Origin of the sequence: Undibacterium sp. Xuan67W (genome assembly GCF_049340165.1) — a bacterium.
In the GTDB taxonomy this organism is placed as follows: domain Bacteria; phylum Pseudomonadota; class Gammaproteobacteria; order Burkholderiales; family Burkholderiaceae_D; genus Undibacterium.
Genome location: NZ_JBMPPN010000011.1, coordinates 101,131 through 115,308 on the forward strand (window position 1 = coordinate 101,131; position 14,178 = coordinate 115,308).

The window sequence follows — 14,178 nt, forward strand, 5'->3', positions numbered from 1 at the left end:
CGCGGAGGTGACTTATACTATTCGCCTGAAACAAGCAGCGCAGCACCGGCCGCGGCTCATCAGGATACCGACTGGGGATTCGGCTGCCAAGTGACGATTTTTTCATAAATCGCTTCGGCACCTGGTTCCGTATTCAAGGTGTCGCGGAAGCTTTCATTAGAAAGCATTTCGGCAATTTCCGATAAAATTTCCAGATGCTGTTGTGTGACATTGTCGGGCATCAGAAGAAAAATCAAAATGCTAACCGGCTCACCATCAGGAGATTCGAAGGGAATAGGTTCTGCCAGACGCACAAAAGCAGCAATCGGTGCTTTAAGACCTTTGATACGGCCGTGCGGAATCGCGACGCCATGACCCAAGCCAGTCGATCCTAAACGTTCGCGGGCGAACAGATTATCGGAGACCGTAGAGCGGGCAATGCTGCAGTTGTTTTCAAATAACAAGCCAGCTTGTTCGAAGGCTCTTTTTTTACTGGAAACTTCTAGATCCAGAAGGACGTTAGCAAGAGGCAGTATTTTTGCAATATTTGTCATGACACAAGATCAGTGTTACAGCGGGAAATGCCCGGCGCGTAGCGCAAAGCTGACAAATTATAGGCTTCTTTTCACTGTCTGCGTAAACCTCCCGGGAGCGAGAAACAGAAACCACAAAATATCTGCTGAAAGTGTAATAAAGACACAAAAACCTCAGCTTTTTATGATTTTTTGATGTTTTTTATGCTTATTACTCTTCAAATTTCGATTTGTTTAAAGCGTAACTTAGCGTAGTAAAACGAGGTTTGACCTTAATCGATGAAGCAACTTTATAAGACGATGGGTTGATCCTATCCGGCAGATAAATACACAAACTCGCTTTATCGGCTAAGAGCCTGACGGGTGCGCAGGAAAAACCAATCTCAGGCGGGCTCCGGGGAAATCTTGATGTGCCTCGCCGTTACTGATCTCGTAGTCACCGCCGTGCAGCTCGACAATCGTCTTGATGATGACTGAGCCCAAACCTAGAGAAATGCCAGTCTGCCTGCTTGGTAAACCGGCAAACATCAGTCGCGTGTCCCGCCTTTGTCCAAAGCGTGCAATGCCATCGGCGGACAAACCCGGGCCATCATCCTCAACGATCAGCTCCAGCGTATCGGCGACAGGTTGCAATCGTATGCGCACCCGGCTTTGGGCATATCTGGCCGCATTATCAAACACATTGTGCAACAACCTGGTGATCAGATAGGCATCACCACTGATATGGCAAGTATGAGCGCAGGCGGCACTTAGCTCTAATTCGAAAGTAATTGGTCGCTCTGCCTGCTGCTGTGCGTGCAGTGAATGGCTAGTTTCGGTTTTTAACAAGTCGCATAAATCCAGACGGCTAGCCAGATGAGCCATATTGCGATAACGAGGCTCATCAATATGTGCAATAAAAAACAGATCGTCGATCAGGCGGGTGAAATAATCCAGTTCACTCGTAATGACACTAAAAAATTCCTGGCGTTCCTGCCGCTCCATGCTTTCACCATGCACGGCGATCGTGTCAATTGCCGTACGCAGACTTGTTAGTGGCGTGCGTAAATCATGTCCTAGCTCCTGTAATAATTCCCGTCGCGTTTTTTCAATCGTCTGTAACTGGACCACCAGCCGCTGTATTTCGTCGGCCATGGTATTAAAGTGCTGCATCAGGCCGCCTATAGCATCCAACCGGCCCGAGGTGAACCGCGCTGTCAGGTCGCCTGCTTCTATGCTATGTATTACCTGCCGTGCTTCGGCAGAGCGTCCGCGCAAATACAGAGTCAGCAATAATAATCCCAGCAAAATAGCGGTAATCAATGTCACCACAAACAGGATTCCCATCGTCAAAACCGCACCCCGGGCCGGTGTGCCCGGATTATTCACCAGAAGGTACACCGGTTCCGCTGATTGCAGGCGCACGATGCCGGATGCTGCACTACCTGAAAAGAAACGCCCCCGGGTCAGCACCTGATGGATCAGGTCAGGTTTTTTACGTTCCAGCAGGCTGGCGGGCGGCGCATCTTTCACACTGCTTGCCAGCATCTGATTATCCCTATTGACGACCCACATGTCCAGTGAGATTGCCGGCGATTCACTGCGATATGTCTGTACTCGCCGCAGACCCTCTGCATAATTATCTCCTTCGACAATGCGGGCGATAAACAGATACATACTGCGCTGGACTTCGTCCCCCGGTCGCGTTGTTACCTCCCTGATCATCCACAGATACAGCAGGCTCAGTAACACGGAAAAAAATACACTGATTACCAAAAAACGTAACCACAGAGGACGACTCATGCTGACTCCAGTTTGTAACCCACGCCGTAGATGGCAACGATACGTTCGATGGCACCGGCATCTTTTAATTTGCGACGTAAATGACTGAGGTGAGAATCAATCGTACGGTCGTAAATAGCGTTGTTGTCTTCAAACTGATTCAGTATCTGTTCGCGGGTAATGGCATCACCATTGGCCTGCACCAGTAGCATCAGCACTTCATATTCTTTCTTACCTAATTGCAGTAAGGTACCGGCGACACTCGCCTTACGGCGCTGAATATCCATCTGGATGCTGTCAAAACTGATCACCTGTCTGTGTAAGGCGGCAGGCTGGTGACGTGCTAGCAAACGTCGCATACGCGCACTGAGTTCACGCAGGCCGCAGGGCTTGCGGATGTAATCGTCCGCACCGCCTTCTATGCTGGCAACGACCGCGCTTTCATCCGTTCTGGCGGACAGCATCAATATCGGCGTAGTGGGATGCAGCCCCCGCAATTGCTGACACAAAGCGATCCCATCACCGTCAGGCAAGCCCACATCCAGCAAGAGTAATTCAAACGCTTGCTGTTGCAGTAGTTGCATAGCTGCCGCCACGCTGGCTGCGTGACTGAGCGCAAAACCCTCATATCGCAAGCCCATACTTAAGGTACGTGCGATCATGGGATCGTCTTCGACAAACAGAACGTGAATTGCTGGAATCATGGATGCTGAAACAAGTGGTAACAAATAATGTGCCTTCATTTTGCCATAGCGAATCTCCTCAGGATGACTTCCATCAAAATTACAGAATTGCTGTTTACAGTAACTACAAGATTTCACTCACGCTTTTGTCGTTACTGGAGATGACTATGCACTATCCCTCTTTTTCTATCGTGTTGACTGTGTCTGCGATTGCCGCCGCCAGCGGTCTGCTCAGTGCTTGTGGTGGCGGATCCGGCAGTACTGATGCCACCACGCCACCGTCGAGTACTACAAGTACAACAAGCAATACAGGTACGACGGGAACAACCGGAACAACCGGAACAACCGGAACAACCGGAACAACCGGAACAACAACGGGCACCAGCACCGGAAATACTATTTCCAGAATTACTGCTGCGATTGCTGCCGCCAAAACAGCTGCCAGCACCGACCCGCTGTGCAGCGTTGATAAGCTTGGTGATTTTTACTGGGAAGTCGGTAATGCGACGGATAGCGCGCCTGTGGTATCCGGTTCACAAGGTGCAGGCAGCGTTACCGCCACGACGTATTTCAATATCGCCTCTGCATCGAAATGGATTTTTGGTGCCTATGTGCTGGAAAAGAAAGGCATAGACCAGGTGCGCAGCAATACCTCACTGAGTAATGGCCTGCGTTTTATGTCCGGTTATACCGGTTTTGATGAAGAAGCCTGCACAGGTAAACTCACTATCAATAGCTGCTTTATTGCTGGTATGGACGGCACCAGCGGCAAGACCAGTCAGCCTGATCCGACGACTGTTAACCTGTTTGATTATGACAGCGGACACGATCAGAAACTCGCCAGCGTAGATTTGGGATTGGGCAATTTCACTGCCGCCCAGCTTGATACCGAATACCAAAATACCATAGGCCTGAGCAAGGGCTTCAACATGGCGCCGCTAGACCCGCTGATGGCGGGTGGTATGCTGGGTACGGCTACTGACTACTCTCTGTTCCTGAAAAAAATCATGAAACAGGAGCTGGAAATCGGCCGCTATCTCGGCGATCAGGCAGTCTGCGCACTGGCATCTGCCTGTCCTGGCAAGGTAGTGTATTCGCCGATCCAGTTGCTGAACGAACCCTGGACATATTCGAATAACCACTGGGTAGAATCCGAGCAGGGCAAGGGCAGTATTGATGCCTATTCCAGTCCCGGAAAATGGGGTTTCTACCCATGGATTTCACCCGACAGAAAGTACTATGGCATCTTGTCACGCCATGACAGGGCAACTGGTGCCTATGTTGCTTCCGTTAAATGCGGTCGTCAGATACGTAAGGCTTTTATGAACGCGCTGTAGAGCAGGAATTCAAGAAAGCACTGCCGGAGCGGTAATAAAATGCCGTTCCGCATAGGCGGTCAGGGCAACGATGCGCTTTTCAGTTTCACGTTTGAATTTCTGGCACAGGATGGGTGTCAACACCCATGACAGCCAGCGTTGCTTGGCGATGATGTTATACGAGAAGCGCACACGGGTGGGCTCATCCGACAAGGCCTTGAAATGCCAGCCGCCGGCAAACTGATCGAAGATATATGGCCCGCTGACCATCTTGACAGCTGCCACTTCATTCGGTTTGTAGGACACATATTCAATACCCATGGACAAGCCATTTACCCCTATGCAGCGCGCCTGAGCGCCCACTGCTGCCTGTGTAGCGTTGATGAGATAGGCCTCGCCGGTCAGCGTATTCCATGCGGCTCTGAGGGGGTAATCCTGCGTTAGGTCGAACAGGTATCTGGCACTGGCACGGACTTAAATTCATGTTTGTCAGCATAATCTGGCTCGATAATGCTGGGGTTAGATCTAGCATACATGATCATGTATCGCATGCACCTGATTTATTTACGACGCAAAGTTGCCAGCACGCTCTTGTCGAGTTTGGCTGCCACGCCGACGCTGCGGCCCGCCAGATTGGGGATGCTGAAATGGACGGCGCTACCAAGTATCTGGGCGCATTCAGACAGGCTGAGTCCATACTCCTGTTGCAGCCATTGCACCATGCCGCTGGTGGCAACACGCAGAGCATCATCCAGTGAACCGGCCTGACCCAGCACCATGATCTGGGTTGGTGACTCTACCCTAGGTGATGCAACTGACTTCCCTTTGATGACATCAACGCTAAATTCCACATCCATGGAAGTTTCCAGCGCATATTGTGAAGTCTCGCCATCGCCTTGCAAGGCATGGGCGTCACCTAGGTAAAGCAAGGCGCCCGGTTGCTGCACCGTCAGGTAAACGGTATTGCCTTCGATCACTTCATTGAAATCCATATTGCCGCCAAAGCGGCCGGTGTCACCGGTAGAAATGGGCGGCGAACCATTGCCAGGTGCCACTGCCAGGCCACCCAGCATGGGCCGGACTGGCAGGCTGAGCGATTGTAAGCCTGCTGTCGGTTTTTCCGGGCTGGCTAACCCGCGTTCACGATCAAGCTTCCAGCGTATGGGTTTGCCAAGGTCGCCAGCTTTGGCGGCCAGGCCAGGACTCATCGCCCTGCCAACGATACTGTCCAGGCTGTCTGCATAATCGCGGTTCAGGCGCAGGCGCTTCAGGTGAATCACGAGGGTGTCGCCGGGCTCGGCCGTGGACACATAAAATGGACCAGTCTGCGGGTTGCCATACAGGGCTTTGGTCACGCCATGTTCATCCACACCACCTGAATCAATGGTCTTGGTGTGCACCGTATCACCGGGCCAGACCGTCAGCACCGGCAAGCGATGCGGGCTGAATTCATTCGAATAATCGTTAGGCTGGAAGTTATAGACACGCGCCGCTCCCGCCGGACGTTCAGGCAAGCGGCGGGCACTAAAGGTATGGCTAGCCCTGGCCTGTGGATTATTCGTATCGGGAAAATCCGCCACTCCCTGCATCGCATCCTGTGTCACCGTGCCGCTGTAGGTATAGCTGGCCTTATCCTTGTCGGTCACGGCAAAGCTGATGCGTCCCGCATTGCGAGTGCCAGCCAGGTTGTCCCCGTCGATTTGACCGCTGATGGTATTGCCTGCTGTTTTCAGAGTCATAGTCTGGTAAGAAATATTGCCCCAGCGATCAAGCTGCAACAGCCATTGTTCTTCTCCTGCCGCCAGCACCCATCCGGGTATCAGGTATATCAACAACATCGAGACTCGTAATATCATGCTTTTTCCAATCACAAAAGAATATGCGGTGTACTGTAAAGCAATACTAAAACAAGTCTCGTTAAATGCGACCAACTGCGAATTAATGCTGCCAGGCTGCATATCCTAGGAGTAGGTGACGGCGACGTCAGTATCGGCTCTGGCAAAGAAAGTTTTATGGATGAATTTAGGTTGGCAGAACAGACTATGGCATCTTGTCACGCCATGACAGGTCAACGGGTGCCTATGTCGCTTCTGTTAAATGCGGTCGTCAGATACACAAGGCGTTCATGAATGCGCTTTGAAACAGGCACCGCAAACATTCGCTCCCTGATCGCTCAAAGGGCTGTATTTTAAAACGACCAGCTGGCGGAGGCGTAGGCCGTTTGCCGTGCCGGTAATTGTGCCAGCACGGCGGTGGACGGGCCGCCATATTGGCGAAAACCGCCATCGATACGCCATTGGTCGCCTTGCCAGCCAAGTGAGGCTGTCGCAATGCGTCCGCCATCTTCGGGCGTCCAGAGTACGTCGATCGCTGGTTGCCAGGTCGAGGTCTGCCAGCTCCAGCGTGCGAAGACATTATTGCGCCGCAGATTCGCGCTGCTGGACAAAGGCTGACTTTGCCATGCAAGGTTATAGGCGATTTCGCGGCTGAGTTGTGGCAGGGTATTGACGCTGCTACGCAGTTGCTGATTTTTCGTGGTCCACGCGCGCCATTGCTGGCCGGACAGCGCGGTACCATCCCACCAGGCTTCGAGTAAAAAGCTATGCTGGTCTTCGCTAGTCCAGGTCCCGCCAAGGAGAGCTTGACCTACATGTTTTTTTATACTGCTGCTCCAGGGAGAGCTACGCTGTATCAGACTGTTATCCGTTTCGATAGTGCTGACGGGGCAGCGTTGCAGATAGCGTAAAGACGCATGAAGTTCCAGCGCTTCTGTTGCGACCCACGCGGCGGCGCTGCCGACACTACCTCCCGTGTGCTGACCCAGGCGTGTAAATGCATGCAGATCGAGACTGCCAGCGCGATAGTAGAGCCGTGTTGCAAACGCCTGCTCTTCGGCGATGTCTGCACTATTGCTGATAGTGTCACGGGATCGTAGGGGATTGACCCAGACGAAAGACACTGCGGTATCGGCATTGAAATATTCCGCCATCAATAGTGGCCGGCCAATCACTGTCGTGCTGATCAGCGAGCGACGTTTTTCCTGCTGCACCACGTCATTGGGGCGGAAACCATAAGCGACGTCCCAGCCAACAATTTTTTTGCCGGCACTAAATTGCCAGGCCCCCCGGTCAATACTGCTCACCAGTTCATTTACCCAGATGGATGACGCGCTGGTATTGGTATGTGCAATATCATCAATCCGGCCCTGTACCGTAGCGATGACTGACAGATGACGATTACTGAGGTGTAGTTCTGTCTCCAGCACCGCAGTATTGACGGAGGCGGTGATCAAGCCGGGGGCGAGTTGTCCGGCCAGAGTCAATGGACTGTTCATGCTGTCCGATTGCGCGGATACCAAACCCCGGACCTGGCCAGTCCATTGAACATCGTCTGCAACGGCGTTGCCGGTCTGGATAGCGATGGCGACGATCATACCCAATATCGATACAGGTCTTGGGGCGGAGAATGAAAAGGAGAAATGCATTGCTTATTCCAGAGATGGATTTTTGGCGAGATACATAGGATTGAGCCATTGTTCCGGCACGCTGCGCTCCTTGCGGGCCAGGTAACGCATGCGAGTTTCTTTATGGCTGCTTAACTGATCTTGCAGCACCATCTCGATCACGCTTGTAGGTGCAGCTGGTTTATCCATGACAAAGCTCGCCTGCTTGGCAAGTTTGTCCGACTGGACATAAAGCTCTGCCTTGACAGGCTCATGTCGCGATTTGCCAAGCCATAATTCGATGCGCTGATAGGCGACACTTTTACGGTTCGCATTTAATGTTAAATGCAGACATGGTTTGTCATCACAACGTTCTTCGGCAACGACTTTACCGTCATAGTCTTGCGCCCAGCTGGTGGTTGCGATATCGCCTATCGATGCATCACCCAGCAGTTTTTGCATGGGCGTGATGCGCAAGGGGCGCTGGCTGCCAGGTAAAAGCATCCAGAAATCATCGCCAAGCATCAGCACTTTTTGGCCTTGTTCTGAGGGACTTTGCATCAATACCAGTGACTGACGTTTTGCCTGTGCAAACACAATATAGCGTCGTTCTTTTTCCTTGCTGCCGTCGCGGTTAAATGTCGTGATTTGTGTTTCCACTTGCATGTTGTCGCTATTCAGCCGGAACTGGTCAGCAGCTTTTAGCAAGCTATTCACATCATCCGCCATGACGCTAGACGATGCAGCAAGCAGTACAAGCGTGCTTGCCCGGATCAGGCTACTGGTCGCAGTACGGATTAAGGGATTTTTTTTCATTATCATCTCCAGATTAATTGTGAGCGAGCGCATCAACGATGGACTGACGCATGGTGCGGCGGGCGATCCAGGCGGACGACAGCATCGCTAACACAATCATCATCACGATCGTGGTGACATAGAGCGTCGCATCGATGCTGACCATCAGCGGATAGCCGGTTGAGCGTCCCGGTGGCGGTGGCATTTCTACTGGGAATATTGTCAGCAGCAGGGCAATTATTAAAGCAAGTGCAGCACCGGCAAGCGCACCGGCGCCGCCAAGAAACATACCTTCGAAAGAGAAGCTGCGTATCAGTTGCCTTGGCAAGGTTCCCATCGCCCGCAGGCTGCCAATTTCACGGGTGCGTTCGATGATTGCCATGGCCATCGCATTCGCCACCACGAACACAACGATGAAGCTGATGATGAACCCTAAAGCGCCAAAAATACGGTTGTATAAATCCCGGACTGACTTGTAAAAAAATGCCTGCGCCAGCCAGCTTTGCACGGTCATGCCTGGCAATAACGCGGCAATCCGTTGCTGCGCTGGTCCTGTGGCATCCATCGTGTTCAGAAAGACACCGAGACTTGATACTTTTGTTGTATTCAATAATTTTTGTGCAGTTTTGATGTCGGTGTACACCAGGCGCTTATCCATGTCGGGAATGCCGGTAGAAACGATACCTTTGACGATGACATCCAGCGCATTTAAGGCCCCATCCGTAGTGCTGGTCATGAGAGTCAGATTGCTCCCGGTTCGGGCTTTCAGGCTGCGAGCCAGGGCATCGCCGAGTACGATCTCTGCCTGCTGCGCATTGTTTTCTAAAATACTGCCTTCGATGACTTTCAGAAATGGCCCCTTCACTGAAAATTCTGCATCAGGATCAATGCCGACCGCGAGCATGATGGTCGACTTTTCGCCGTTGCTGATCAGACCAGTCAGGTCGACGCGCGGCAGCACGTATCGCACTGCAGGATCACTCAGGATCTGTGCTTGTATCGCTGAGGCATCTGTGATGCCATGTTGCAGAGGGACATCTTCATCGGTAGTGAAATGTGCCGGTTGACCGACAATCAGATGTCCGGTACTGCGGGCGGCTGCTTGCGCCAGACCTTCGTAAGTCGAATAAGCAAATCCACCAGCCAGTAAAATCGCTGCGGTACCCAGCGCTGCGATGGCTATTGTGACGCTGGAGCGGCGGCGATTGCGCAAAGTATTATAAAAAGCGAAGCGTACCCAGGTCAGGTCAATCGGAGAAATACTCATTGCAGTTGTCCATCCAATAGAGAGACGATACGGTCACTGCGACGTGTCAGTCTGTCGTCGTGGCTTGCAATCACAAACGCCGCACCTTCGGCATGGCCGCGTTCGCGCATCAGATCCAGAACCTGATCCGCCGTCTGCGAATCCAGGCTTGCGGTTGGTTCATCCGCAATCACCAGGCTAGGTCGTTTAATCAGTGCACGCGCAATGGCAACGCGTTGACGTTGTCCGCCAGATAGTGCGTCTGGCAGATGCTGGGCGTGCTCGTGCAGGCCAACCGCACGTAGTTGCGCAGCAACCCGTTCACGCCGCTCGTTCAGTGGCACTCCCGTTAAAAACAGGGGGTAGTCGACATTCTCGGCGACCGTCATGACAGGAATCAGATTAAAGTTCTGAAAGATAAAACCAATGCCATCGCGTCGTTGTAAAGTACGTTCGGTTTCGGTCCATTGATCTACTGGTGTGCCGTTCAATAGTACTTCGCCAGCGTCGGCCTGATCGATCAGACCGCAGAGATTGAGTATCGTGCTTTTACCGCTGCCAGATGGCCCGGTGAGGGCGAGTAACTCGCCCCGCTGCACGGTCAGATTGACACCTTGTAAAGCGCGGATAAGATACGAGCCAAGCTGGTAGGATTTATGTACATTCCTTAACTCGATGACAGCCGCAGGCAGACTCATGGCGATACTCCTTTCAGCATGCCCTTGGCTGCCTCAGCTTGCGGCGCATTGTTCTGGATGATGTTGTTGAGAAAACGTTTCGCATCATCAGGTCGCTTTTGCTCAAGGGCGAGGGCTGCCGCACGCATCCAGACGGCACCGCGAAAGCTCACATGCGTTTTTTCCAGCTGAGGATTGTCGATTACTTCAGACAGTAATTTGCTGCCGCGCACACTGCGGTTCATGAAGCCGGGTACAGCGAGGAAGGTATTGGCTGCGACAAGTTTCACTTCCAGTATCACCGGTGTGCTGTCATGCAGGGCTGTGCTATTAGCGGCGATTTGCAGTGCCTTATCCAGCATTGCCAGCCCTTCTTCGGCATACGACATTTTTTTCCAGGGGAAGATGGTCGTCGTTGCTAATTTGCTGGTGGTAGCACCGGCGTAGGCCATTAACAACGGGTTCGCAGGTTCTTGCTTGAGTAGTGTGTTGAAGGCGTCTGCGGCTTTTTCTTCATCCCCCTGACCTGAGGGAGCCATGAAATGCTGAAAGGCCGATTGAAATTGCGGTTCTGAATAGGCTACTGCATTACTGCTGATACTCAGCGCAAGCAAGGTAGATAGCGCTAACTTCGACAATGAGGTACGAGAAAGAACGGATTTCGTGGCACTATTTTTTTGTGTGATGTACATGATGGTCTCCTTTGTGCATGGGTAAGTGAAGCGATATGCACAGACTAAACAGAGGCGGCAACGTGGACAAATCGTATGCGATTAAAAGCAGGAGTATGGTGTGAATGGGGTCAAAAACGGCGCGAGATGCGCTTGCCGACAAACTTTTAAGAGAAGGTTTGAGTGAGTTTGTGGCAGCTCACGGATGCTTCATGATACAGGCTCAGACGCACGACACAGGGGAGACGCATCGTTTCCATGTCTGTACTGTGTATGAACTTTAGGGACGGGTTCGCGTAAGGGAGAGACGATGCTGCTGAAGTATCGTTGCAGATTAAATCGCGTGGGTTTGTAACAGTTTTTCGAATTCGTCTTTAGGCAAGGGTTTGCTGAAGTAGTAGCCTTGCATTTCCTGACAACCGGAATCGGTCAGGAAAAACATCTGATCGGCCTTTTCCACGCCTTCGGCAGTGACGCTCATACCAAGCGCGTTTGCCATCGCAATAATTGCACGGGTCAAAATCACGGAATCCTGATTTTGGGGAATATCGCGGATAAATGAACGATCGATTTTCAAATTATCGATTGGGAAGCGCTGTAAGTAAGATAAAGATGAGAAGCCAGTACCAAAATCGTCTAGCGAGATACTGACACCTAATTTTTTAATCGCATTGAAAACCGGGCGTAATACATCGATCTCGCCCATTAGCAAGCCTTCGGTGATTTCAAGTTGTAGTACATGAGCAGGCAAGCCTGTGTCGTCTAACACTTGCTGAATAAATCGTGCCAATCCCGGATCCTGGAATTGTCTTGGCGAGATATTGACGCTGATAACCAGATCGGGAATCAGGGTGTCTCGCCATTGCTTTGTCTGCTGGCAGGCTTGTTCCAGCACCCAGCGTCCGATCGGCAAGATGAGGCCAATTTCTTCTGAGATCGGGATAAAGTCATTCGGTGGAATCAGCCCCATCTCTGGCATCTGCCAGCGTATCAGTGCTTCAGCACCGACAATTCTGGAGGTATTCAGGCTGATTTTTGGCTGGTAATAGACCAGGAATTCTTTCTCAGCCAGCGCCCGGCGCAGATTTTTTTCCAGAGTATAACGATGCTGCGCACGTACGTTGAGTTCCGTTGTAAAGAACTGGTAATTATTACGCCCCGATTCTTTTGCGTGGTACATCGCCGAGTCAGCACAACGTAATAAGGTCGGTGCGTCTTCTGCATCATGCGGAAAAATACTAATCCCGATGGATGTACCTAAATGGTATTCGTTGTTATCGATCAGGAAGGGCTCGCGCATTCTTGCCAAGACCCGTTCTGCCAACTCTTTCAGATGCAGTGCATTATCAAATGCCTCTGCCACAATCACAAACTCATCACCCCCCAGACGCGCTAGCATATCGGTGGTGCGGATACATGAATTCAGGCGTGTTGCGACATCCTTGAGCAGGGTATCGCCCGCAGCATGTCCTGCAGTGTCATTGACGTTTTTGAAACGGTCAAGATCGAGAAACAAGACGGCGACTTTATGTTCGCTGTGACGCGCGTTAAACAAGGCATGTTGCAAGCGGTTGTTCAACTGATGCCGGTTCGGTAATCCCGTCAAGGCATCATGTGCGGCAATGTATTGTAACTGGCGCTGGGTCTCTCTGACTTCCGTCGTATCCGTGAACGAAATCAATACGGCAGTCGTGGCGTTATTACTGACCTGACTGATTGGTAATACATTGACCAGTAACCAGGCGATGGAGCGGTCACGCAATTCAAGGCCGACGGATAAATTCAGAATAGGGACATTGGTGCGGAATACTTTAGAGGCGGGATCGTCCCCCATCTTTTGTTCGCTGCCATCTTCGTTGATGATGCGCTTGAAGTAGCGGTGACGGCGTCCAGCATTTTTTGCGTCATCATCAGTAATTTTTAAGATACGCATAGCACTAGGATTGCAGGTCAGGATCTGGCCGCCTGGCGCTACCACCATAATGCCCTCGGTCAGGTTGGTCACGACAGAGCGATAACGCTCCTCGCTTTCTTCCAGACTCTGCTCCATGTTTTTTTTATCGATCGCCAGCGCGATCAGATCGGTCGCATCTTTGATCAGCGCCTGCTCATCTTCACTCGGACTGCGGGTGGTCTGATGATAGACGTCGACAGTGCCTAATACCGTATTGAATGCCGTTGTGATCGGTACCGACCAGCAGGATTGCAAACCATGTTGCAGGGCCAGTGCCCGGTCTTTTACCCACAGCGGGCTTTCTGCAATATCCGGTACCAGAATAATCCGGTTGAAATGAATTGCGGCCGAGCTGGATCCATATTCCAGTCCCACCGGAACGCTTTCCAGTGCAGTACAAAAACTGATGGGCAACGATGGCGCTGCACCTAACGTCAGGCGCTGGTTATGGGCGTCATACAACATGATGGAGCACATGCCGTCGTTGTCCAGCAAGCGCTCCATGCGGTCACAGACGTCTTCGAGAATATGGGCAAGAGGCTTGTCCAGCGCAATCATCTCGAGAATTTCTTTCTCGTGATGCAGTGCTTCGTGGACGCGGCTAGATTTTTGACGGGTGACGTAATGCGACGTGCCGGTAGCGTTCGATGCATTGAGCACATTGGACGCACTGTTTGCGAGAGCGGATGCGCTGAGCTCCCTGACGGTCAATTGCGTCGTTTGCTTGTTGTCTTGTACAAAGCGGGTACCGCGTACGTCGACCTGCCGGTATTCACCATCCATCTGGCGGCAGTGGCAGTGGCAGTGCTGAAAGGATAATTTGTTTTGCTGAGCTAACAGGCAGTCAAGAACAGATGGCATGGGATTGGTATCACCAGGAATGGAAAACAGGTTTTCCGCCTGTTGTCCTAGCAGTTGGCTGCTCGTTGTGGCTTTTAATAAGCTCAGGCCAGCCGGATTCGCGTACATGAGCACATTGTCAACAAACACATAAATGGCATCAGGATTGTGTTGTAACAACTCTGCATGCCAATCGCGTTGATTGACGCTGGTTTCCGGTGAACGATTCAACTTGGCTATGGCACTCACAACAATAAAATCTTGGCGATAAAATAATGGTT

General features: G+C 51.7%; 12 protein-coding genes. 1 reads left to right on the plus strand and 11 read right to left on the minus strand.

The features are described from left to right. Window positions 1–59: 59 nt before the first annotated feature. The 3 genes from ACO0LE_RS11790 to ACO0LE_RS11800 form a co-directional block, all read right to left on the minus strand. Window positions 60–533, minus strand: a complete 474-nt coding sequence (locus ACO0LE_RS11790; RefSeq protein ID WP_422960545.1) for a PTS sugar transporter subunit IIA — start codon at window positions 531–533, stop codon at window positions 60–62. Between the two features lie 327 nt (window positions 534–860). After that, on the minus strand, window positions 861–2,294 hold the full coding sequence (locus ACO0LE_RS11795; RefSeq protein ID WP_422960546.1) for an ATP-binding protein: 1,434 nt from the start codon (window positions 2,292–2,294) through the stop codon (window positions 861–863). Next, window positions 2,291–2,977, minus strand: coding sequence for a response regulator transcription factor (locus ACO0LE_RS11800; protein WP_422960547.1), 687 nt, complete (start codon window positions 2,975–2,977; stop codon window positions 2,291–2,293). The genes ACO0LE_RS11795 and ACO0LE_RS11800 overlap by 4 nt, the downstream gene beginning before the upstream one ends. Before the next feature lie 146 nt (window positions 2,978–3,123). On the opposite strand from ACO0LE_RS11800, the gene ACO0LE_RS11805 reads away from it, so the two are divergent. Then, entirely contained in the window at window positions 3,124–4,293 is a 1,170-nt protein-coding gene (locus ACO0LE_RS11805; RefSeq protein ID WP_422960548.1) for a hypothetical protein, read from the plus strand. Between the two features lie 9 nt (window positions 4,294–4,302). Here the strand turns inward: ACO0LE_RS11805 and ACO0LE_RS11810 are convergent, their stop codons facing one another. The 8 genes from ACO0LE_RS11810 to ACO0LE_RS11845 all read right to left on the minus strand — a co-directional run bounded on the left by ACO0LE_RS11810 (window position 4,303) and on the right by ACO0LE_RS11845 (window position 14,146). Beyond that, window positions 4,303–4,599, minus strand: coding sequence for a hypothetical protein (locus ACO0LE_RS11810; protein ID WP_422960549.1), 297 nt, complete (start codon window positions 4,597–4,599; stop codon window positions 4,303–4,305). Window positions 4,600–4,832: 233 nt separating this feature from the next. Then, complete coding sequence (locus ACO0LE_RS11815; protein WP_422960550.1) at window positions 4,833–6,128, minus strand: acetamidase/formamidase family protein; 1,296 nt, start codon at window positions 6,126–6,128, stop codon at window positions 4,833–4,835. Between the two features lie 332 nt (window positions 6,129–6,460). Next, window positions 6,461–7,756: a hypothetical protein gene (locus ACO0LE_RS11820; RefSeq protein WP_422960551.1), complete on the minus strand. Its 1,296-nt coding sequence runs from the start codon at window positions 7,754–7,756 to the stop codon at window positions 6,461–6,463. A 3-nt stretch (window positions 7,757–7,759) separates the two neighbouring features. Then, a complete protein-coding gene (locus ACO0LE_RS11825) occupies window positions 7,760–8,530 on the minus strand; it encodes an outer membrane lipoprotein-sorting protein (RefSeq protein WP_422960552.1) in 771 nt (256 codons plus the stop codon). 13 nt (window positions 8,531–8,543) lie between these two features. Next, complete coding sequence (locus ACO0LE_RS11830; RefSeq protein WP_422960553.1) at window positions 8,544–9,776, minus strand: FtsX-like permease family protein; 1,233 nt, start codon at window positions 9,774–9,776, stop codon at window positions 8,544–8,546. After that, on the minus strand, window positions 9,773–10,453 hold the full coding sequence (locus ACO0LE_RS11835) for an ABC transporter ATP-binding protein (RefSeq protein WP_422960554.1): 681 nt from the start codon (window positions 10,451–10,453) through the stop codon (window positions 9,773–9,775). Before ACO0LE_RS11835 ends, ACO0LE_RS11830 begins: the two co-directional genes overlap by 4 nt. Next, window positions 10,450–11,124, minus strand: coding sequence for a hypothetical protein (locus ACO0LE_RS11840; RefSeq protein ID WP_422960555.1), 675 nt, complete (start codon window positions 11,122–11,124; stop codon window positions 10,450–10,452). The genes ACO0LE_RS11835 and ACO0LE_RS11840 overlap by 4 nt, the downstream gene beginning before the upstream one ends. A 313-nt stretch (window positions 11,125–11,437) precedes the next feature. Continuing rightward, the gene (locus ACO0LE_RS11845; protein ID WP_422960556.1) at window positions 11,438–14,146 is read right to left on the minus strand and encodes an EAL domain-containing protein; all 2,709 of its coding nucleotides are present in this window, start codon (window positions 14,144–14,146) and stop codon (window positions 11,438–11,440) included. Window positions 14,147–14,178: the final 32 nt, after the last annotated feature.